The sequence below is a fragment of the Micromonospora sp. WMMD1102 genome (assembly GCF_029626265.1).
Taxonomy (GTDB): domain Bacteria; phylum Actinomycetota; class Actinomycetes; order Mycobacteriales; family Micromonosporaceae; genus Plantactinospora.
The window spans coordinates 25201-44355 of record NZ_JARUBN010000002.1; the positions used below are offsets into that span (position 1 = coordinate 25201).

The following is a 19155-nucleotide window of genomic DNA, read 5'->3' on the forward strand; positions in this document are numbered from 1 at the left end:
ATGACGAGCGTTCGCATCATCGTCGCCGGTGACCCGAAACCGAAGGGCAGCCTCAAGCACATCGGTCGGGGTCGGCTCACCGAACAGGTCGCCGGCTCCGGTACGTGGCGGCAGCGGGTCGCGTGGGCGGCGCGGCAGCAGTACTCCGGCCCGCCGCTGACCGATCCGGTCGCGGTGACGTTCGTCGTCTGCATCACCCCACCCAAGAGCGCACCGAAACGGCGCATCACCTGGCCGGCAACCCGCTCGTCCGGCGATCTCGACAAGCACGCCCGGAATCTGCTCGACGCCCTGGTGGACGGGCGGGTGATCGCTGACGACTCCCGGGTGGTGGAGCTGCGTTGCCGGAAGCGTCACTGCCTGCCCGGTGAGTCGTCCGGTGCCGTGATTCTGGTCCGCCCTATGTCCGCCCCTGACCTGACAGGAGATCTGACGTGAGTACCGAAACGACGACGACCAACGCCCCGGCGACGACGAAGGCGGGTCTGCCGAGCCGCCGGCAGCGTACCGAGTGGTTCTCTCCCCGCAGCGTCCCGTCCGACAGCTGGAACGTCACGGTGGGGCAGACGCCGGAGGGGGCGCAGAAGCTCGGGGATCAGATCCAGGCAGCTTCCCGGCGTCTGGAACGGGACGGCGGCCAGTATGCGGCGTCGTCGGTGCAGGGCCGCCGTGTGCTGAAGCTGCTGGAAGCGGCGAACTATCTGTCGGCGGCTGCGCAGCTTGGCCCGGATGACGACATGGGCCGGTATGCGCGGCGGTTGGCGCAGCAGGTGCGGACGTATGTGGGGCATCTGGTGCCGGTCCCTGAGGCGTCGGACATCCGGCCGGAAGTGCCCGGTGTCTAGCCGGTCAGGTGTCGGAGCCTTCGTCGGCCGGGATGCGCTTGACGGTCGCGCGTCGGGTGGCGGGGATTCCGGCACCGCGCCGGATGCGGTCGATGTGCTGCCGGTCGTAGCGGCTGACTTTCTCGATCGCGGACGGGCCTGCCCCGGCGCGCAGCGCGCGGACGATCGCGGCGTGGTGGGCCTCGCGTCGGGCCTCTTCCTCGCTGATCGCCTGGGTGTGCTGCTCGGACGCTTTCGCGACCTCAGCCAGGGCTTCCACCTTGGGGTCCGTCTCCTCTGTCATGCGGCTGATTATGTCGCCGCCTCTTGTCTCCTCATGCTACAAGTCTGTAGTCTTAGGTTATAACACGATGAGACGAACGGTCGCACGAACCCCCAACTTCCACCTCTGGAGCTGATGCCGCATGCCCGAAACCGAGTACCGGATCACCTACACCATCGAACGCCGTGAACGCGGTGCCAGCGACTTCACGGAAATCGGCTTCGGCTCGTCGCACGCCACCGGCACGGTCGACGCGGCTGCGTACGACGTCGAGTCCCAGATCCAGAACAGGCAGTGGGAGACCGGCGACGGCATGCCCGACCCTTTGGAGGTGGGCCGTGGCTGAGCCGCTTGCGCCGCTCCACCCCGACGCGACCGGCTTCACCCTGTTCCGCATCATGCCGAACGGAGTGGGGCGGGCCTACTCGCAGGTTGAGTTCGTCCACGGACATCGAGGGGCCGCCGCGTTCCTGCACAGGTTGCGCGCTCTCGGCTTCGTCAAGAACAGCAGCACAGCCGCCGACGGCTGGCACGTGTTGGACGTCCTCAACGCCGACGGCGACATCGTCCAGGACTATGCCGTCCCGCCCACGGGGCCGGCATTCCAGTACATCAAGCGGAAGTTGCGGCTCACGGTCGCGCACGAGCCGTCGGAGGTGTCTCGTGGCTGACGTTCTGTCTCCAGCCGAGGCCCCGACCGGCGAGTGCACGCACTGCACGAAGCCGGCAACGAAGTGGTGGCGTCTGCTCGGCGGCGGCGACCCGATGGGTTTCGGCTTCCGCAAGGTCTGCGACGACCACTACGACGCCGAACGTGAGGACCGCAACGACGCGCTTCGTCAGGCGTTGGAGGCGATGCGCCGTGACCGCTGACCTGTCTCCGGTGGAGACCCTACGAGCAGCCGCCGACCGGGTGTGGACCGCACCGAACCCGCACCCGTGGGCGGCCGTCGACCCGGACGCGGCCCGCGCCTTGGCTGGCTGGTTCGAAGCTGTCGCCGTCCAGTACGACGACGAGACCGAGGTCGACGACACCCTGGAATGCGCCGGCTGCGGATACGACGGCGGCTGCGGTGGACACACCGACACCGTTCACGAGGTGTGCGGCCAGATCGTCAGCGCGTGCACCTGCATCAAGCCGGCACTGGCGGTGGCCCGGAATCTGCTGGGGGTGCCGAATGGCTGAGACCTCGATCGAGTGGACGCAGCGTCCCGGCACCAGGGGCGTGACGTGGAATCCAACCACCGGGTGCGACAAGATCTCAGCCGGTTGTGGCCTGCCCCGTTTCCCTGGGGACGACACCGGCGGCTGCTACGCGATGGCGATGGCCAAGCGACTCAAGGGCATGGGGCAGGCGAAGTACCAGAACGACGGCGACCCGCGCACTTCCGGGCCCGGTTTCGGCGTCACCATGCACCCGGGCGTCCTACCTCAGCCGTTGAAGTGGCGCGACCCGCGCACCGTCTTCGTGAACTCGATGAGCGACCTCGGGCACGCCCGGATCTCCCGCGAGTTCGTGGCTCAGGTGTGGGCGGTCATGGCTGCCACGCCGCAGCACGTGTACCAGATCCTCTCGAAGCGTCCGGAGCGGATGGCCCGAATTCTCAACGACGAATGCCGGTGTGGTAGCGGGCATGCGCCGGGTGTGCACTTCCGGTCAGCGATGGACTGGGCATCGACCCCGCACAGCCCGACGTACGTGCCCGGCCTGCAACCCGGGCTGTACCACCGGATCACCTGGCCGCTGCCGAACGTCTGGGTGGGCACCAGTATTGAGCTGGACAAGCACGTCGACCGGGCTGATGCGCTCCGTGCCACCCCGGCCGCCATTCGGTTCATCTCCGCTGAGCCGCTGCTCGGGCCGCTGCCCAGCCTGGACCTGACCGGCATCGACCAAATCATCATCGGCGGTGAATCCGGTCCGGGCTCGCGTCCGATGGACCTCGGCTGGGTCCGCGAACTCATTGCCATGGCTCGGGACGCAGATACCGCCGTCTTCGTGAAGCAGCTCGGGCTCCGCTGGGCGGGCTCGGGTAAAGGCGGCGACTGGACGGCGTGGCCTGAGGATCTCCGGATCAGGGAGTACCCCGCTGACCGGGTGGCGGTGGCGTGATGCCTGAGCGGATCCAGAGGAGCCGAAAGCGCGGCTGGCGGATGCCGGACGGCGTGATCTACGTCGGTCGGCCGACGAAGTGGGGAAACCCGTTCATGGCCAGCCCCGTTGTCCAATCGTTCCCGAGTCTCACTGACCGGCAAGTGGCGCAGTTCGTCGTCAACGACTTCAAGGCGCTCGTCCGGACCGGTCGTGGACTGGCGGCGCGTGGGCTGCGGATGTCGTCGCCCGAGCAGGAGGAAGTCACCTACCCGTCGGTTGAGGAGATCCGCGCCGAGCTGGCCGGTAAAGACCTTGCCTGCTGGTGTCCGGTCGGCGACCCCTGCCACGCAGACGTTTTGCTTGAGATCGCGAACGGCGGTGGTCGGTGATGGCTCTCCGCAGTGTCAACACCGGCAACGTCGAGTCGTTCCGGGCTTGCGCTATCGAACTCCGTGATGACCGGGTGGTGCTCATCGGCGTCTACGCCGGCTGGCGCAAGGAGCGCATGGACGGCCTGTGCCCGGTCCACAAGTCCGCCGCCTGCATCGAGACGTACTTCGCCGCCGAGGATCTGACCCGCTGGTCGTTGTGGACCTTCTGGGAGTGGCGGTCCCGCATGCGCCGGATGCGTGGTGGTCGGTGATGGGGGTCCAGAGCCTCCGTGGCGGCAACGCCACCAACCGCCTTCAGGTCGCCGCCGACGAGAAGGCAAGGAAGAAGCGTGAGGACCGGGACAAGAACGCCCGGGGCAACCTCGCCGCGTTCGCCATGGACCGGCACCCCGAGGCGTGGGGAACCCGCGACGACGAACCGCAGACCCCGGAGGTTCGGGCGTCCCGTCTGGACGCCGCCTGCTGGTAGGACGAACTGCTCGACGCGCTCGGGCTTGAGAGAGGAGGCAAGTGATGGACTGGCGCCATTTTGCGGTTTGTAGGGACGAAAGTCCCGAGTTGTTCTTCCCGGTTGGAACCTCCGGCCCGGCCGTTCTCCAGGTCGAGCAGGCCAAGGCCGTGTGCCGACGGTGCCCGGTCGTTGTCGAGTGCCTGGACTACGCCTTGACCAGCGGAGAAGACGCAGGTGTGTGGGGCGGAATGTCCGAGGAGGAGCGGCGTGCGGTGAAGCGCCGTGGCGGGCTTCGGGTCCTGCGAGCCCACCAGGCATGAACACCGAACCGCAGCCGATGACCGGCTTCACGGATACCGGCGAGACGCCACATCTGGTGGCCGGTCTGCACCCGCACACCTCTTGCTGCGGTCAGCCTCTCGTCTCCATCCCGAACCACCAAAAGGCGTGGGATCCGTTGCAGGTGTGCCGTGCATGCCGGCACTCCGGTGTCACCCCACTCCCCCACGACCACGACCCGACCAAGGACACCGCCTGATGCTCGCCATCACCGACCTCCACCCCGACGACACCGCCGCCCGCGACCGGATCGCCGCCCAACTCCACGGCATCCGCGTCGCGGCCGGCGTCAGTCAACGCGCGCTCGCCGCCCGCCTACACGTCACCCAACGCCGTGTCGCCGTCCTCGAACACAACCGGTCATGGGAGGCACGGACCGTCCAGGGGTGGGCGAGAGCATTCGGGCACCGGCTGACGTTGACGATCGTCGGGCTTGTCGTCCCGGACGACGGTGACGCGCTCGCCGCCGTCTACGACCAGCAGCACCCCGCCAGCCCGGCCGAAGAAGACCAGCTTGCGCTTCGCCGGGTTGTGAACGACCTTGCCCGGATCCGCCGCCGCCGGATGTCCGCGCACCGGTTCGGGCAGATCCTCGGCCGCTGCGAGTCGTCAATCCTTCAACGTGAGGACAACCCTGACGGGACACGGTTGGCGACGGTGCAGCAGACGGCGCGGGCGCTCGGTGGGCGTCTCGATGTTGGTCTGGCGCCGGTGGGGGTGTCCTGTGCTGCTGTCTGACCGGGACCTTCGCCACGCCATCTACACGGGCCGGCTCGGCATCGACCCGTACGAGCCGGCGCTGGTGCAGCCGTCGAGCATCGACCTGCGCCTGGACCGGCATCTGCTGCTGTGGCCGCTCGACGGGCATGCGATCGACCCGGCGCAGGAACCGAACATGCGCCGGTTTGAGATCGCCGACGGGGAGACGTTCGCCCTGTGTCCGGGTGGGATGGCGCTCGCCTCGACGGTTGAGTGGGTGCGGCTGGCCGCCGACATCGCCTGCCGGGTGGAGGGCAAGTCGAGCCTTGCCCGTCTCGGCCTGGCAGCGCACATCACCGCCGGTTTCATTGACCCCGGATTCGCCGGCCACATCACGTTAGAGCTGGTGAATCACGCCCCGCGTCCGATCCTGCTTCGGGCGGGGATGCGGATCGCCCAACTGTGCGCGATGCCGATGCTCGGCAAGGTCGAGCAGCCGTACGGGACCGACCAGCTCGGCTCGCACTACCAGAACCAGCGCGGCCCGACCCCATCGCGTTCATGGCAGGGCTGGCGCACCTGGCCCACCCAAACCCCCGAAAGGAGCACCCCGTGAAGCTTCGAGTAGCACCGCACGCCCTCGGCGACGCCGCCGGCTGGGTCGCGAAGAGCCTCCCCAACCGTCCGTCCGTGCCCGTGCTCGCCGGGGTGCTGCTCCGTGCTGTCGACGGCGGGTTGCAGGTGTCCGGCTACGACTACGACCGGTCGGCCCGGGACACGGTGCCGGCCGACGTTGCCGAGGGCGGCGCGGCCCTGGTGTCCGGCCGGCTGCTGGCCGAGATCGCGAAGGCGTTGCCCGCGAAGCCGGTCGACATCACGTCCGTCGGCGCGCACCTGGAACTCGTCTGCGGCAGTGCCCGGTTCACCCTGCCGACAATGCCGGTCGAGGACTACCCGGCCCTACCGGACCTGCCCGGCCCGGCTGGCACCATCGACGCCGCCGAGTTCGCCGCCGCTGTCGCACAGGTGGCGGTCGCCGCCGGCCGGGACGAAACCCTGCCGATGATGACCGGCGTCCGGGTCGAGATCGAAGGCGACCGGGTGGCGCTGCTGGCGACGGACCGGTACCGGCTTGCGGTGCGGGAGTTCGAGTGGCAGCCGGACGACGCCGGCCTGTCCGCGACCGCGCTCGTGCCGGCGCAAACCCTGGCGGACACGGCGAAGACGCTCGCCCAGCAGGGCGGGCAGGTACGCATCCACCTCGGCGAGTCCGGGCAGGGTGAGGGGGTCGTCGGCTTCTCCGGCACTGCACGGCACACCACGTCCCGCCTGCTCGACGGCGGTAACTATCCGCCGGTCCGCACCCTGTTCCCCGACCCGGACAAGGTCACCAGCCACGCCACCGTGACGGTCGCCACGCTGATCGAGGTCGTCAAGCGGGTGTCCCTCGTCGGCGGCAAAACCACCCCCGTCCTCCTGACGTTCGCTCCGGACGGGCTGACCGTGGAGGCGGGCGGCACCGAAGAGGCGCGGGCGTCGGAGGCGATGGACGTCACGTTCACCGGCGACACGCTGACGATCGGCTTCAACCCCGCCTACCTGGTCGACGGCCTGACCGCGCTCGGGTCGGTGGTGGCCCGGTTCGAGTTCGTGGACGCGTTCAAACCCGCCGTCATCACACCGGCCGACGAGGGCGGGGAGAGCGTTCCCGGCTACCGGTACCTGATCATGCCGATCCGGGTCAGCCGATGACCTGCACCACCCGCCGGCCGACATCCGTCGTCCGCGACCACCTTGCCTGGCTCGCCGCCGCAGGCATGACCCGGCAGGCGGTCACCGCCGACAGTGGTGTTTCGGACCGCACCCTTCGCAACGTCATCCACGGCACCAGACCATCAGTGAACGGCGACACGGCCGCACTACTGCTCGCCGTCCGCCCCCGGGCCGTCGTCGAGAACGGCCGCCTACCCGCCCTCGGCACCGTTCGTCGACTCCAAGCTTTGGTCGCCTACGGGTACGGCATCGAACACATTTCAACCCTGTCCGGGCTCAGCATGCGCCACCTGTTCGACCTGGTTGCCGGTCGCCGACCGACCGTCACCATCCGGGTTCGTCACATGGTTACGGACGTGTACGAGCGGTACTCCACCACCCCCGGCCCGTCGAAGTGGGCATGGGCCGCCGGCCGGGCACGCGGATGGGCACTCCCGGGCGCGTGGGACAACATCGACGACCCGGACGCTGTCCCGCAACGCGGCTACACCAGCCGCCCCGACAGGCTCCCCGGGGTACTCGTCGGCCGGGTCCTACGCGGCGAGGCATCAATTCACACCCTCACCGACGACGAGCGGGCCGAGCTGTGGCAACGCTGGGCCGCCGAACGTGCTGCCGAAGGCATCGCCCCGACGGTGAGTGCTTTCACCAGGACTTTCGGGCTGCGGTACGCCACCGCCGCCCGCATCAGAACCGCCGCTCTCAGCGGCACCGAGACCAACCCGTACGAGAGAAAGGTGGTCTGACCATGGCAGGAGACACGACGATCACGGTCATCGGGAACCTCACCGACGATCCGGAGTTGCGGTTCACCCCGTCCGGCGCGGCCGTGGCGAAGTTCAGGGTGGCAAGCACCCCAACCCGTTTCGACAAGGAGCAGCAGAAGTACGTCGACATGGAACCGCTGTTCCTCTCATGCACCGTCTGGCGGCAGGCCGCCGAGCACGTCGCCGAGTCGTTGCAGCGCGGCGCCCGGGTGATCGTGTCGGGCCGGCTCCGGCAGCGGTCCTACGAGACCCGTGAGGGCGAGAAGCGCACCGTCATCGAGCTGGAGGTCGACGAGATCGGCCCGTCGCTGCGGTACGCCACGGCGAAGGTGCAGAAGATGTCGCGCTCCGGCGGCGGCGGTGGCGGGTTCGGCGCCTCCGGTGGCGGTGGCGGCGGCGGTGGCCAGGGCGGTGGCGGCGGAGGCAACTTCGACGACCCGTGGGCCACGGCGGCTCCGGCCTCCTCGCGTTCGTCCAACTCGGGCGGAGGCAGCTTCGACGACGAACCCCCGTTCTGATCATGGAACTCGTTGGACGTCCGCGTCTGGACTCGCTGCTGCCCTGCGGTAGCGAGTCCGCCCGGCGTCGCCACCTCGCCCACGGCCGCGCGTGCGCCGTCTGCTGGCCCGACGGCGGCCTCCCCGCCATGCCCGACACCACCGTCGTACCCGGCTGGCTGGCCGACATGATCGCCGACGAGTTCGGCCCCGACATCCCCGAGGAGTTGGTCGCGTGAACCGTCCCCCTTGCCCTGCCTGCCGTGCCCCGGTCCACACCGCCCGCACCGTCCCCGGCGGTGTCAGCACCGTCTACCCGTGCGCGTGCTGGCTGGTGCCGGCTGACGGGGATGCGGTGGCGAGGGAACTGGAATGCCGTCGGGTGGTACGGCAGTGACCAACCCACTCATCACCGAGCCGGACGCCAACGAGGTCCACGGCCCCCACGGGTCCAAGTTCCGCCGGCAAGCCGACGGCCTCTGGTACCGGCTCAACCGCGCCTACTGGCCGACCGGGCGCCCGAAAACCTGGGCTGAACTGGTCGCCGAGGACGGGCCGCTCACCCTGCCGCCCGGACCACCGCCGGAAGGCTCCGAGCTTCGCCCCAAGGTGCTGGCCGCGATGCTCGCCATCGCCGACGGGCTGATCGTCCGACGCGGCCGGTCAGCGATCAACATCCAGACCGGCGAGCGGTGTACCGATGCCGTCAACCGCGCCGTCGGCGGCGGAGCCGCCTACCTGGGCGTCCCCGACGCTGACGGGGTCCGGCGGTACGCCCTGAACCCCGGAGCCCAGGACTTCGTCACCCGGTACCGAGCCCGTTTCAGGGATACGCCATGACCGCCGTCGAGCCGGTCGGGAAGCCGTGCATCTGGGGTGGCGCCGACCCGTGCGGGGAGCCGGGTCGGCTGCATTTGGGCGGCTGGTATTGCGGCGATCATGACCCGAGGGCGTTGCGGGGGCGGCAGCAGGGGGCGGTACGGCGGCTGGTCCGGCCCGTCGAAAGGCAGGCAGCGTGAGGTCAGCTAGCTTCCGGCGCCCAACCGTCTCGCTCGTTCGCCGCCTTCACCAGGTCGCTGACGTACTCGCGGCTGTAGCCCGTGCGTCGAGCAGCTTCCGCCTTGCTCATGCCTGCGCGACATGCGGCCACGATCTTGTTCCAGAGGTCTTCGCGTTGCCGGTCGAGCAGTGCCTCCGTGCGCTGGAACGCGCGGGCAGCTTCGTCCAGCGCGGTTGCTTCCGCGCCGGTCTGCATCGCTCTACGCGCTCCCCTGGGCACAGACGGCATTGTCACACAGGTGAGATCGCGAAACCAAGTCGCGGTGTCGGTTCGCGTTGGGAGTGTCAGTTGATTCTGTGAAGTCACTCCGCAATACTAGACCACGGACGAAGATCGTAGGGAGAGTACGTGCCAGACGTGTGGGGAGTCATGCAGATTGCCAGGTGTAGCGCCGAGCAATCTGGTGGCGCGCTCCCCGTGGTAGCGGGTGCCCAGTGGGCATAGACCTGATCACGGAAGTTCTCTTCCACGCGCCCGAGGACCTGACGCCGGCCGAACGCGTGGTCCTTCTGGTTATCGCCGAGGAGGCGAACGACGGCACCCGTCGCGGCTGGCCGGGACGAGACGCACTCATGCACCGCAGCGGGCTCGGCAAGACCGGCCTGGCACGCGTCTTCGCGCGTCTCGCCGAGCGCGACCTTGAGGTGCGGCTGGCGATCGGTACGGACAGCAAGGGCCAGCCGGTGTACGCGTTCCGGGGGCAGCAGACTCAGTACCAGTTGCCGAAGCTGTGTCCGCTGCCGAAGCACGACCGTCAGGGATGCCGAAAGGGTGGCCTGACGGCTACCCATTCCCAGGTAGAGACTGTGCCCGAGCCGGTTCAACCGCCCGTGGCCGCACCCGAACCCGAAAGGGTGGCCCCTGGGCTACCCATAGAGGCAGAAAGGGTAGCCGCCAAGCCACCCTTTCCGGAGCAATGGGTGGCCCCCGAGCCACCCATTAACCCGGAAAGGGTGGCCGGAGTGAAAGAAAGGGTGGCCCCCAGGCCACCCCTTCCCCTCATATCCCCTCAAGAATCATCCCCTCAGTCCCGCGCGACCGTGAAGCCGAAGTGGCTCACCGACGACACCCAGGCCCCGGCAAAGACGGTGCCGATCAACGCACCCCACGCCAGCCAGTCGGCGCTGTTCTCCGCCGCCGCCCTCAAGCTCACCGAACGTGAACAGATCATCTTTGACTGGCTCCGCTGGAACGACTACCCCGACGCCATCGAAGCCGACGCCAAAGCCATCGACAAGATCCTCCGACTGGAGTTCGCCGGCAAGGGGGTCGGCTACCTCCGGGGCATCGCCAAGCCAGACGGCTCCGGCTTCGGCGCCTGGTACCAGCGAATCCGCCGCGAACGCGCCGAGAAGGTCGACCAGCAGATCAAAGAACTGGAGCGCACAGAGCCGACCTGTGAGCACGGCTCTCTCGCCGGGCGCGCTCTGCACCCCACCTACGGCACCCCGCTCTGCGCCCAATGCCGGGCAGGTGTCCCCGCCACACCCGACGAACCCACCACCCCCGCACCCGTCACCGCAGCCCTCGACGCTTTCCGGAGCGCACACAGCGGCCACCTCGCCACCTACGAACTGATCCTCATCACCCAGCAGATCACCGCCCTACACGCGGCAGGCGCCACCGAACAGCAACTCGTGACCGTCGCGGTCACCGCAGCCAAAGCAGGCGTCGGCATTCTGGCCGCCGCAGCACGGAAGGACTCCTAGTGCACGAAACCACCTTCGAAGGGCAGCGCCAGCAGCGTGGAGACCGCGCCCCCTCCTACGATCTGAACGCCGAACAGGTCGTCATCGGGATCATGCTGTCCGACCCGAACGCACCCCGCGCCGTGGAGTCGCTGCTCACCGACGAAGACTTCTACAGCCCGAAGCACGCCGACCTGTTCCGCACGATCATGCGGGCGGAATCTGACGGCACCCCCACCGAACCAATCGCCATCTCGGCGGTTCTCGCCGACCGAGGCGACCTGGAACGGCTCGGCGGCCCCCTCTACCTCAACGAGTGCGTAACGAAAGTTCCACTCGCCGCTCAACTCGGCTGGTACGCCAACCGCATCACCGAGTGCGCGCAGCGGCGCGCGTACGAGCAGACCGGTGTGCAACTCGTCAACGCCGCCACCTCCCCCAACCGAGACGTGGACGACCTGGCGTCGCTCGCTCATTCGCTGTTGGAGAAGGCGCAGCCCCGTAGCCGCCAGTTGAAGATGACCGACTTGGGTTCGCTGATTAACCCCGGTCTGGATGAGATCGAAGCGCGAGGGAAGCGCCCGCCGGGTATCAGCACCGGCTACCACGACGTGGACAAAATGTTGGGTGGGTTGCGTCCGAAGCAGCTCACCACTGTGGCGGGCGCGACAAGTATGGGCAAGAGTGTTGCCCTGATCGACATGGCCCGCCATATTGCGATCAAGCTGCGCTTGAACGCCGCCTACTTCACCTTTGAAATGTCGAATGGTGACGTATTCGACCGGGTGTTGTCCGCCGAGTCGGCGGTTCCGTTCCGGCTGATCCGCGACGGCATGCTGGACGAACAGGACTGGCAGCGGGTCACCAACAGAATCGGGCCGATGTCGAATGCGCCCCTGTTCTTGACGGACAAGGCACCGATGACGGTGGCGAACATTAAGGACCACTGCAAGCGGCAACAGGACGGCCCCGGCCTCGATGTCGTGTTCGTGGACCACATGCACTTGGTGTCGCCGTCCAACCCGAGGATCGTGGACCGCACCGCGATCATGGCTGATGTCAGTCCGGCGTTGAAGATGCTCGCCATGGAGTTGGATGTCCCGGTGGTGGCCGCCGCGCAGCTCAACCGTGGACCGTCGGCCCGCCAGGACAAGTTGCCTGAGTTGACCGACCTCAAAGGTTCGTCGTCGATCGAGCAGGACTCTGATGTCGTGATTCTGCTGCACCGACCCGACTACTACGACCACAACTCGCCCCGCCGTGGCGAAGTGGACTTCATATTCGGCAAGAACCGGAACGGGGAGAAGGGCGTGGTCACGCTGGCCGCACAACTGCACCTGTCCCGATTCGTTGACTTGGCCCTACCTGAGGGGAGCTAACCGTGACCATCTGGCAAGAACTCGTTGACTGCGAGCCGCGCCTACAGCACCTCTGTGACGCCGCCGTGGATGTGGCCCGCACCGGAGAACGTCCCGACGTTGTCTACACCGCCGTCAAGCCGTTCGTGGACTTCCTTGTGGGGGTTCGGCGCGGCAACAACCGGGTCATGGCCGACAGCAACCGTCGCTGGCGGGAGTTCGACGACCGGTTTAAGCCGGTACTGCGAATCAACCCGAAGGAGATCTTCGACTACCAGGTGGCGGTGCTGGAGAAGCAGTCGAACCGCGACCTCGCGGTGTCCCACATCTACAACGAACTGTGCGCCGTGCACGACCAGAGGCAGGTGGCGGCATGACCGAGCAGTTCCGGGTGGCGAAGGGCATCGACACCAACTACCGCCGGCTGGCCCCAACCTCGTGGCACGGTTGGCGTCTCGACCCGCAGGTGCTTGCCCTGATCTACGACGGGCCGGAATGCCCAGCCGGCTACCAGATCGACTTGGACCGCCTGGCGACCCCGGCCGACATGGTGTTCTGGGTGCTGCACGTGCATGACAAGCCGTGGGCGGACACCGTCACCGTTGGGCTCGTTGAGGCGATCAGCACACTCCTCGCGCCGCACCAGGACTTGTTCCGGTTGTGCAACGGCGGCCAGGTGCAGCAGTTGCCGGGGTTGACGCCGGAGTCGGTTCGGGCGCGGGTCGCTCGGTACGTGGAGACCGGCGACACGGATGGGGTACTGGCGTGAGCAGCCAGGAGACCGTGTCGAGCGTGGCCAAGCCGCCCCGTGGTGGCCATCTGCCGCCGCCTGCTCGCCCTGCCGGTGTCCCGGCAGTCCCGGTCGGCCCCGCCCCCGCCCCGGCCGATGTGGAGCTGCTGGCGTTGGGTGCGGTGGTATCCGCGCTTGATGGGATGACACGGGATGAGCAGCGTCGGGCGTTGGCGTTCCTCACCGACCGGTACGGCGAGGATCGGTCGTGATCACGCCGTACTGGTCGGACGACATGGTGACTCTCTACCACGGTGACTGCCGGGATATCTTGCCTCAACTCGACCTACGAGCGGACTGCGCTGTCGCCGACCCACCGTACGAGGAGACGTTGCTAGGCTGGGACCGTTGGCCGACCGGATGGCTCGAAGCGGTCGCGGCCGTCACGGATTCGATGTGGTGTTTCCTGCCGCTGCGTCAGTTCGCCGAGCCGCCGTACCGGGGACAGGAGTTTCGGGCAGCCGGCTGGAAGCTGTCACACGACGTCGAGCCCGACTGGAATAGCCAACACGACCATGTGACATGGGAGAAGCACAACGGGTCTGGGTTCGTCAAAGATCGGTTCCGGCGCGTGCACGAACCCGCCAGCCACTGGTATCGGGGTAAGTGGTCTGCCGTGCATCACGAGGTGCCGCGCGTGCCGGCCGTACACAGGCGCGGTGGACAGAACTTCGTCCGGCAGCAACCGGCACACACCGGCGCGGTCGCCGGTCGCGGGTACGCCGACGACGGACTCCGCTTGATGCGCTCGGTGCTGCACGTCCGCAATGTCAACGGTCGCGCCATTCATCCGACCGAGAAGCCGGTGCCGCTTCTTGAACCGCTGATTCGGTACGGCTGCCCGCCCGGCGGCCTCGTGGTCGATCCGTGCGCTGGTTCGTGTTCGACGGGTGTTGCTGCCCGGCTCGCGGGTTGTCGGTCAATCCTGATCGAGGGCGACGAGGCGATGTGCGAGAAGGCCGTGACGCATCGACTGTCTCGCGTTGATGCGGGCGTTCCTGACAACGTCCTTGGTGGTCAGGGTGACGTGCCGGATCTGTTCTCTCTGGGCGGTGCGGCATGACCGGTGTGTGTGCCAACAAGGGCTGCTCTCGTCCGGGTGTGGTTACGGTGTCGAGGTCGTCGGTCCGGGTCTCGTTCCGGATCGACCACGCCCAGCTCCCGGCCTGGGCTGACACGTTGCGTTGCTGGACGTGCGCGGGCGCAGAACTCGACGCGCTGATCGCCTCCGCTACCCCGGTCGAGGTGAAACCGTGACCGTCACGATCTTCGCAGAGCTTGCCTGCATCCGCTGCGACGTCCTGTACGAACCCAAAGACGTGTTTGAGAGCCGGACAGCGATCCGGGCCGCCGCCTCGACCGACGGCTGGCTGACCAGATCCGATGGCCAAGACCAGTGTCCGGGCTGCCGTCCGCCGGCCGGTCGGAAGCGTCCGTTGCGGTGCGCGGAGCGGCAACAGGACGAGATCGTCGACCGGTACACGAAGCAGCGGCAGTCGGCGCCGCAGATCGGCCGGGAGTTGGGGATTTCGACGTCGGCCGTGTACACGGCCCTGACCCGTGCCGGTGTGCAGCGGGCGCCGAAGGGCTGGCCGAAAGGGCAACCGCGCGGCGCCCGGATCGGCGGCACCCATGTCCGTTGACGGCCGCCGCATCGCCCGCCGGGTGTCCGCCTGCATGCGGATACAGGTCCGGGTCGCCGATCTTGACCCCGCACCGCACGCAACCGCCGTCCTCATCTACGACCCCGCCGACCCACTGATGGTGCGCCTAGTCCTCGACGAGCAGGAGGCGAACCCGTGGCACATCGGCCGCGACCTCCTCGCGGACGGCTTAGCCACCCATGCGGGGTTCGGTGATGTGCGGGTGTGGCCGCTGTCGACACCCGATGGTGACGTGCTGTACGTGGTGCTGGCGACGCCGGAAGACCCGGACTACTGGGCGCTGCTGGAGTTCCCGGCACCGGAGGTACGCCGCTTTCTGAACCGCGCCTACCGGCAGGTGCCACGCGGCACCGAAGCCAACCTGATTGACCTTGACTGGTTGGTAGCGCGGCTACTGACCGAAACCCCCTGAGGAGGAACCCATGACCCAGACCACAACTACCCCACTGACGATGCGCCGTAATGGGCTCGCCATCGAGGCTGAAGACGCGTACCGCGACCACCAAGACAAGCCGACGACGCAGACCGCCAACCGGCTGGTCGACCTGATCCCGTTCCTCGTCGCCGAGCTGGACGAGGCAGCCGAATGGGCCGCGATCGGCGGCCGGCACCGCGAGGCCCTCGCCCGACGGATCCGGGAGATCCGGGCCGAGCAGGACCGGTCGACGGTCATCGACGCCGCCCACCTTGCCCGGCAACGCGACTTCTCGGAGCGGACCTTCGGACCCGGCGCCCGCACGAAGGGCGTAGTCGACCACATCCGCAAGGAACTGGCCGAGATCGAGGCTGATCCGTCCGACCTCGGCGAGTGGGTCGACGTGGTCATCCTCGCCCTCGACGGGGCTTGGCGGGCAGGCCACGAACCGCAGCAGATCATTGACGCGGTCGTGGCGAAGCAGATCCGGAACGAGGCCCGGGTGTGGCCGGACTGGCGTACCGCCGACCCGAACCGGGCCATCGAACACGACCGATCCGCTGAGGTCGCGTGATGGGCGACGTCACAACGACCGACCTCCGGATCGAGTCCAAGGCCACCGAGTACACCGTGACCGCCGCCGGGCTGCCGGAGGACGACCTCGACGCCGCCGCGTTCACCATTACCGTCGCGTACCGGGGTCACGGGCTGTGGGCGGTGCTACGGCGCCGCTGGTGTCTCGGCGCCGACGGTGAGTGGGAGTTCGAGCCGATCCCGTCGGAGCGGACTGCCGCGTGGCTGGCGGCCCACCGGTTCGACCTCGACACGGCACTCCGCCTGGCCGCCGCCGAGGTGCCGCATCTGCGGACGAACGGGCGGACCGTTCACGACGCCATCGCCGACGCCGCTCGCCGCCAGCAGGCAGGTTGCTGACCGGTGATCGACGCCCGCCCGTTGGGGTTGATCCGCCGCTATCCGGTGGCAGGCCGGGACCGGGGCAGGATGAAACCGCAGCCGTGTGCCTGCCCCGGCCCGTACCCGCATGCCTTCTGCTGGCGGGTCGACTGCTGCTGCCCGAACCACGGCATCGGGGCACGGTGACCTGATGTCCGCCGACGCCCTGATTCCCGGCCCTCGACGTCTGGCCCGCTGCGACGACTGCGGCAGGCCGATTCCGAAGGGGCCGGTGATCGACGGCATGGGCACGTCGTGTGCCCGAGAGCATGGGCTGTTGCCGCCGCGTAGGCCGAGGCCGTCGAAGCCGGTCAGGGAGCCGGCGGACGACGGGCCGAACCTGCTCGACTTGCTCAACAATGCGGAGTCAAATGAATGCGCCGAGCAATAGTGAATCGATGGCTATCGCGTGAGTCTCGGCGCATTCTTTAAAGTGGATTTGCCACACGAAACACAATAGAATGGGTGCGTGGTGACCAGCGAAAACGGCATCGTCAAGGCTGCCGCCGGTATCGCAGACCCGGCCGTCCGAGCCCGGCACTGCCAAGAGTTTCTGGTGAACGGCCGGGCGACCATCCGAGAGATGGAACGGCTCCGCGACGACGCGATCCGGGAAGCCCGCGCCGCCCGGCACCCGGAGGCGAAGACAGTCAACCGACTCGCCGAGTTCATCCGAACCCGCCGCAACGTCGTCGTTGACGCCCTACGCCACAGGGAGCGACCGTGAACCTGCCGGAAGCAACCGAGCACATCGACGGCCCCGTCATCTGCCGCGCCCACTCGAAGATCCGTGAGGGCGTGGTTCGCGGAGTCTCGGAGAAGCGCCATCAGGTGCGGGTGGAGATGCGGTACACGGCGACGCGCAACTACCAACTCTCCGGTCGGTGCGAGTGGTGGCATCCCAGCCGTCTGACAATCCCGCAGTGGTGGCTGGACAGGCAAGCCGAGCAAGAGGCGGTCGAGGCGTGAAGATCCGTAAGTGGCCACGTCGCTACGAGATCGAGGTGTCCGGCTGGCGCTACACCCGCCGCCTGCTGGTCGGCCTCCGTCGGGGTGAGTGGTGGATCGGCGCCCGCTACAACTTCCAGTGCGACTGGTGGGAGGTCGGCGCGTTCGGGCTGACGGTGTGTGTGCCGGCCGAGAAGACGCCACGGCGAGCGATCGAAGTGAGGGCGACGTGACCGACGACGCCAAGGTCCGCGACTGGCGTATCCGCGAGAACGAGCAGCACCGGCAGGCTGTGATGGACTGGCTGATTGAGAACGGGATCAACCCGAATGACGTGCCAATCAACACCATCGCGAGCGTTACCGATGGCAAGCTGACCATCTCGCTGTGGGTCGCGGATGAGCAGGGAAACCACCAGATCGACCCGGACAACCCTATCGAACTCGCCCGGCACACCATCACCGTGCCACTCAAGGTCCCGCCGACGTACCACGTCGAACTGTGGCTCGCCCCAACCTGCCCGACGTGCGGAAGGTGAGGCATGGGCGACACCAGTGAGATCCTGTCCTTCATTCGCGCCCGGCTCGACGAAGACGAGCAAGCAGCGATGAGGGCCGCCGGAACGTTCGGCGGCGATGCAGTATGGCGTCGGAACACCCTGGCAGACCCGGACTACCCCGCCGATCACGTGCTCGTCATCTTCCAGCGGGTGATTCCAGCAGGCTTGCCCGGAGATGACGAGGCGCCGCTACGGGTTGACGAACTCGACCACATTGCCGGCCACGACCCGGCGCGGGTACTGGCCGAGGTGAACGCCAAGCGGCGGATTCTCGAACGGCACCCGGGCGCGACAGCAACCGACGAATGCCCGGGTTGTAGCGCATGGCTCGACGGCACATGGCGCACCCCACCCGGCACCTTGTGCCCGGAGCAGGTGGACATGGCGCTGCCGTATGCCGGGCATGCCGACTACCGCCCCGAGTGGAGACCAACGTGAGCGACCTGCTGAACCGCATATCCGCTGCTGTCGATGGCCTCTGCCCCTGCGGTGCCCCACCGGCCGACGGCTCGGCGTACTGCTCCGACGACTGCCGCCCCACCCACATCTCCGAAGACACTGACCAGCGCGAAGCCGGGGATCTCGCCACCCCGATGCGGTGGCGACCCGACCTCGTCACCGAAGCCGACGACACCGACCTGATCCCACTCGGCACCGAAACCCTCGGCTACCGGGGCCGCTTCCACGCCCAACTGTTCGAGCACCGCAGCAACCCGGACAGGTGGCATCTCCGACTCGACGACGGACACCGGTTCGTCGGCTGCGACCTGGACGGGGCGGGCGGCCGACAGGATCCGATCACCGACGGCTTGCGGGAGCGGGTCATGGACGCGTGGCAACGGCTCGAACGTGAGCTGGTCAACCCACGTCACATCGAACTGGATAACACTGACCCATTCGCGGACGTGATGCCGCCACGCGACACACCCCGCAGCGACCTGTTCACCTGGACGCGTCGGTGCCGTGCCTGCGGTCGGAGGTCCCAGCCAGTCGTCGGACACCGCGTCCGACTGACCGACCCTGCGCGGGTCTACAGCATCAGCAGCATTACCGACCTCGGCGCTGATCTCATCGAAGACATTGAAACCTGTGACCTGTGCGTGCACTGCCGGACGCCATTTCGCGGACCGTCGCTTGCGGCCGTCGTCTACTACCCGGACGACGCGGGAAGCGTGGAGTTCGGCATCGTTGCCCGACTGGTTCTTCGCTCACCACAGCACCAGCGGGAACGAGTCGTCACCGATCGGGAACTCGCCGGGTTTCCTAGCAGCCCCCGCGAGCTAGTCGAGTGGATCTGGGACGAGATGGAGCGATCCCTACTTCGGCTGACCGACAGCGAACCCTCAACCGTGCCGCCATCGCAGCCGTCGAGTCGAGTCTTCTTCGCCCCACCCGGCACCGACCCCGTCTCCCCGGCCGACAACGGGCAGTGGGCTGAGGCCACCGCCTACCTCACCGACGATGGACTTGCTGCTGCCGTCGGCTTGTCGCCGCCGATGGGCCGCGATGAGGTCATGGCCCGCTTCCGAGAGGCGTACGAGCGAGCACGGACACGCAGCCGGGGCCAGCAATAGCGGAGGGGCGCCCGGCCCGCCAGC

Annotated in this window: 38 protein-coding genes; 36 read left to right on the forward strand and 2 right to left on the reverse strand. The window is 67.9% G+C overall.

Features of this window, described 5'->3' with window-relative positions; all coding sequences use genetic code 11:
* Both O7626_RS39785 and O7626_RS39790 read left to right on the forward strand, forming a co-directional pair.
* On the forward strand, positions 1-438 hold the full coding sequence (locus O7626_RS39785) for a RusA family crossover junction endodeoxyribonuclease (RefSeq protein WP_278066748.1): 438 nt from the start codon (positions 1-3) through the stop codon (positions 436-438).
* Positions 435-845 (forward strand): hypothetical protein, encoded by a 411-nt coding sequence (locus tag O7626_RS39790; protein WP_278066581.1) that lies wholly within the window; start codon positions 435-437, stop codon positions 843-845. Before O7626_RS39785 ends, O7626_RS39790 begins: the two co-directional genes overlap by 4 nt.
* 4 nt (positions 846-849) lie before the next feature.
* Here O7626_RS39790 and O7626_RS39795 read toward each other — a convergent pair whose 3' ends face one another.
* Complete coding sequence (locus tag O7626_RS39795; protein ID WP_278066582.1) at positions 850-1128, reverse strand: hypothetical protein; 279 nt, start codon at positions 1126-1128, stop codon at positions 850-852.
* A 121-nt stretch (positions 1129-1249) separates the two neighbouring features.
* On the opposite strand from O7626_RS39795, the gene O7626_RS39800 reads away from it, so the two are divergent.
* From O7626_RS39800 to O7626_RS39885, 18 genes are all read left to right on the forward strand, one after another.
* Positions 1250-1453, forward strand: a complete 204-nt coding sequence (locus O7626_RS39800) for a hypothetical protein (RefSeq protein ID WP_278066583.1) — start codon at positions 1250-1252, stop codon at positions 1451-1453.
* Positions 1446-1778: a hypothetical protein gene (locus O7626_RS39805; RefSeq protein ID WP_278066584.1), complete on the forward strand. Its 333-nt coding sequence runs from the start codon at positions 1446-1448 to the stop codon at positions 1776-1778. Before O7626_RS39800 ends, O7626_RS39805 begins: the two co-directional genes overlap by 8 nt.
* Positions 1771-1980: a hypothetical protein gene (locus O7626_RS39810; RefSeq protein ID WP_278066585.1), complete on the forward strand. Its 210-nt coding sequence runs from the start codon at positions 1771-1773 to the stop codon at positions 1978-1980. The genes O7626_RS39805 and O7626_RS39810 overlap by 8 nt, the downstream gene beginning before the upstream one ends.
* Complete coding sequence (locus tag O7626_RS39815) at positions 1970-2293, forward strand: hypothetical protein (RefSeq protein ID WP_278066586.1); 324 nt, start codon at positions 1970-1972, stop codon at positions 2291-2293. Before O7626_RS39810 ends, O7626_RS39815 begins: the two co-directional genes overlap by 11 nt.
* On the forward strand, positions 2286-3221 hold the full coding sequence (locus O7626_RS39820; RefSeq protein ID WP_278066587.1) for a phage Gp37/Gp68 family protein: 936 nt from the start codon (positions 2286-2288) through the stop codon (positions 3219-3221). The genes O7626_RS39815 and O7626_RS39820 overlap by 8 nt, the downstream gene beginning before the upstream one ends.
* Positions 3221-3592: a DUF4326 domain-containing protein gene (locus tag O7626_RS39825; RefSeq protein ID WP_278066588.1), complete on the forward strand. Its 372-nt coding sequence runs from the start codon at positions 3221-3223 to the stop codon at positions 3590-3592. Before O7626_RS39820 ends, O7626_RS39825 begins: the two co-directional genes overlap by 1 nt.
* Positions 3592-3846 carry a hypothetical protein gene (locus O7626_RS39830; RefSeq protein WP_278066589.1) on the forward strand — a complete coding sequence of 85 codons (255 nt, stop codon included), beginning with the start codon at positions 3592-3594 and terminating at the stop codon, positions 3844-3846. The genes O7626_RS39825 and O7626_RS39830 overlap by 1 nt, the downstream gene beginning before the upstream one ends.
* Positions 3846-4064, forward strand: coding sequence for a hypothetical protein (locus tag O7626_RS39835; protein ID WP_278066590.1), 219 nt, complete (start codon positions 3846-3848; stop codon positions 4062-4064). Before O7626_RS39830 ends, O7626_RS39835 begins: the two co-directional genes overlap by 1 nt.
* Before the next feature lie 44 nt (positions 4065-4108).
* A complete protein-coding gene (locus O7626_RS39840) occupies positions 4109-4366 on the forward strand; it encodes a WhiB family transcriptional regulator (RefSeq protein WP_278066591.1) in 258 nt (85 codons plus the stop codon).
* Positions 4363-4584 carry a hypothetical protein gene (locus O7626_RS39845; protein ID WP_278066592.1) on the forward strand — a complete coding sequence of 74 codons (222 nt, stop codon included), beginning with the start codon at positions 4363-4365 and terminating at the stop codon, positions 4582-4584. Before O7626_RS39840 ends, O7626_RS39845 begins: the two co-directional genes overlap by 4 nt.
* Complete coding sequence (locus tag O7626_RS39850; protein ID WP_278066593.1) at positions 4584-5123, forward strand: helix-turn-helix domain-containing protein; 540 nt, start codon at positions 4584-4586, stop codon at positions 5121-5123. The genes O7626_RS39845 and O7626_RS39850 overlap by 1 nt, the downstream gene beginning before the upstream one ends.
* Complete coding sequence (gene dcd, locus O7626_RS39855) at positions 5110-5700, forward strand: dCTP deaminase (protein WP_278066594.1); 591 nt, start codon at positions 5110-5112, stop codon at positions 5698-5700. The genes O7626_RS39850 and dcd overlap by 14 nt, the downstream gene beginning before the upstream one ends.
* Positions 5697-6836, forward strand: a complete 1140-nt coding sequence (dnaN, locus tag O7626_RS39860) for a DNA polymerase III subunit beta (RefSeq protein ID WP_278066595.1) — start codon at positions 5697-5699, stop codon at positions 6834-6836. Before dcd ends, dnaN begins: the two co-directional genes overlap by 4 nt.
* Positions 6833-7603, forward strand: coding sequence for a hypothetical protein (locus O7626_RS39865; protein WP_278066596.1), 771 nt, complete (start codon positions 6833-6835; stop codon positions 7601-7603). Before dnaN ends, O7626_RS39865 begins: the two co-directional genes overlap by 4 nt.
* Positions 7604-7605: 2 nt before the next feature.
* Positions 7606-8142 (forward strand): single-stranded DNA-binding protein, encoded by a 537-nt coding sequence (locus O7626_RS39870; RefSeq protein WP_278066597.1) that lies wholly within the window; start codon positions 7606-7608, stop codon positions 8140-8142.
* Between the two features lie 2 nt (positions 8143-8144).
* Complete coding sequence (locus O7626_RS39875) at positions 8145-8360, forward strand: hypothetical protein (protein WP_278066598.1); 216 nt, start codon at positions 8145-8147, stop codon at positions 8358-8360.
* 154 nt (positions 8361-8514) lie between these two features.
* Positions 8515-8961: a hypothetical protein gene (locus tag O7626_RS39880; protein WP_278066599.1), complete on the forward strand. Its 447-nt coding sequence runs from the start codon at positions 8515-8517 to the stop codon at positions 8959-8961.
* Complete coding sequence (locus O7626_RS39885; protein ID WP_278066600.1) at positions 8958-9140, forward strand: hypothetical protein; 183 nt, start codon at positions 8958-8960, stop codon at positions 9138-9140. The genes O7626_RS39880 and O7626_RS39885 overlap by 4 nt, the downstream gene beginning before the upstream one ends.
* Positions 9141-9142: 2 nt before the next feature.
* Here the strand turns inward: O7626_RS39885 and O7626_RS39890 are convergent, their stop codons facing one another.
* Positions 9143-9376 (reverse strand): hypothetical protein, encoded by a 234-nt coding sequence (locus O7626_RS39890; protein WP_278066601.1) that lies wholly within the window; start codon positions 9374-9376, stop codon positions 9143-9145.
* Positions 9377-9615: 239 nt separating this feature from the next.
* Between O7626_RS39890 and O7626_RS39895 the strand changes: the two genes are divergently transcribed.
* From O7626_RS39895 to O7626_RS39970, 16 genes are all read left to right on the forward strand, one after another.
* Positions 9616-10890: a hypothetical protein gene (locus O7626_RS39895; RefSeq protein ID WP_278066602.1), complete on the forward strand. Its 1275-nt coding sequence runs from the start codon at positions 9616-9618 to the stop codon at positions 10888-10890.
* Positions 10890-12248, forward strand: coding sequence for a replicative DNA helicase (locus O7626_RS39900; protein WP_278066603.1), 1359 nt, complete (start codon positions 10890-10892; stop codon positions 12246-12248). The genes O7626_RS39895 and O7626_RS39900 overlap by 1 nt, the downstream gene beginning before the upstream one ends.
* Before the next feature lie 2 nt (positions 12249-12250).
* The gene (locus O7626_RS39905; RefSeq protein WP_278066604.1) at positions 12251-12604 is read left to right on the forward strand and encodes a hypothetical protein; all 354 of its coding nucleotides are present in this window, start codon (positions 12251-12253) and stop codon (positions 12602-12604) included.
* Positions 12601-12996: a hypothetical protein gene (locus tag O7626_RS39910; protein ID WP_278066605.1), complete on the forward strand. Its 396-nt coding sequence runs from the start codon at positions 12601-12603 to the stop codon at positions 12994-12996. The genes O7626_RS39905 and O7626_RS39910 overlap by 4 nt, the downstream gene beginning before the upstream one ends.
* A 229-nt stretch (positions 12997-13225) precedes the next feature.
* Positions 13226-14080: a site-specific DNA-methyltransferase gene (locus O7626_RS39915; protein WP_278066606.1), complete on the forward strand. Its 855-nt coding sequence runs from the start codon at positions 13226-13228 to the stop codon at positions 14078-14080.
* Positions 14081-14127: 47 nt separating this feature from the next.
* Entirely contained in the window at positions 14128-14274 is a 147-nt protein-coding gene (locus tag O7626_RS39920; protein ID WP_278066607.1) for a hypothetical protein, read from the forward strand.
* Positions 14271-14660 carry a hypothetical protein gene (locus O7626_RS39925; RefSeq protein WP_278066608.1) on the forward strand — a complete coding sequence of 130 codons (390 nt, stop codon included), beginning with the start codon at positions 14271-14273 and terminating at the stop codon, positions 14658-14660. The genes O7626_RS39920 and O7626_RS39925 overlap by 4 nt, the downstream gene beginning before the upstream one ends.
* The gene (locus O7626_RS39930) at positions 14650-15093 is read left to right on the forward strand and encodes an SsgA family sporulation/cell division regulator (RefSeq protein ID WP_278066609.1); all 444 of its coding nucleotides are present in this window, start codon (positions 14650-14652) and stop codon (positions 15091-15093) included. The genes O7626_RS39925 and O7626_RS39930 overlap by 11 nt, the downstream gene beginning before the upstream one ends.
* 10 nt (positions 15094-15103) lie before the next feature.
* Positions 15104-15670, forward strand: a complete 567-nt coding sequence (locus tag O7626_RS39935; protein ID WP_278066610.1) for a dATP/dGTP pyrophosphohydrolase domain-containing protein — start codon at positions 15104-15106, stop codon at positions 15668-15670.
* Complete coding sequence (locus O7626_RS39940) at positions 15670-16029, forward strand: hypothetical protein (protein ID WP_278066611.1); 360 nt, start codon at positions 15670-15672, stop codon at positions 16027-16029. Before O7626_RS39935 ends, O7626_RS39940 begins: the two co-directional genes overlap by 1 nt.
* 490 nt (positions 16030-16519) lie before the next feature.
* Complete coding sequence (locus O7626_RS39945) at positions 16520-16777, forward strand: hypothetical protein (protein WP_278066612.1); 258 nt, start codon at positions 16520-16522, stop codon at positions 16775-16777.
* On the forward strand, positions 16774-17019 hold the full coding sequence (locus tag O7626_RS39950) for a hypothetical protein (protein WP_278066613.1): 246 nt from the start codon (positions 16774-16776) through the stop codon (positions 17017-17019). The genes O7626_RS39945 and O7626_RS39950 overlap by 4 nt, the downstream gene beginning before the upstream one ends.
* Positions 17016-17231 carry a hypothetical protein gene (locus tag O7626_RS39955; RefSeq protein WP_278066614.1) on the forward strand — a complete coding sequence of 72 codons (216 nt, stop codon included), beginning with the start codon at positions 17016-17018 and terminating at the stop codon, positions 17229-17231. Before O7626_RS39950 ends, O7626_RS39955 begins: the two co-directional genes overlap by 4 nt.
* The gene (locus O7626_RS39960) at positions 17228-17536 is read left to right on the forward strand and encodes a hypothetical protein (RefSeq protein WP_278066615.1); all 309 of its coding nucleotides are present in this window, start codon (positions 17228-17230) and stop codon (positions 17534-17536) included. Before O7626_RS39955 ends, O7626_RS39960 begins: the two co-directional genes overlap by 4 nt.
* A 3-nt stretch (positions 17537-17539) precedes the next feature.
* Positions 17540-17995, forward strand: coding sequence for a DUF6221 family protein (locus tag O7626_RS39965; RefSeq protein ID WP_278066616.1), 456 nt, complete (start codon positions 17540-17542; stop codon positions 17993-17995).
* Positions 17992-19131, forward strand: a complete 1140-nt coding sequence (locus O7626_RS39970; RefSeq protein ID WP_278066617.1) for a hypothetical protein — start codon at positions 17992-17994, stop codon at positions 19129-19131. The genes O7626_RS39965 and O7626_RS39970 overlap by 4 nt, the downstream gene beginning before the upstream one ends.
* The last annotated feature ends 24 nt before the right edge of the window (positions 19132-19155 follow it).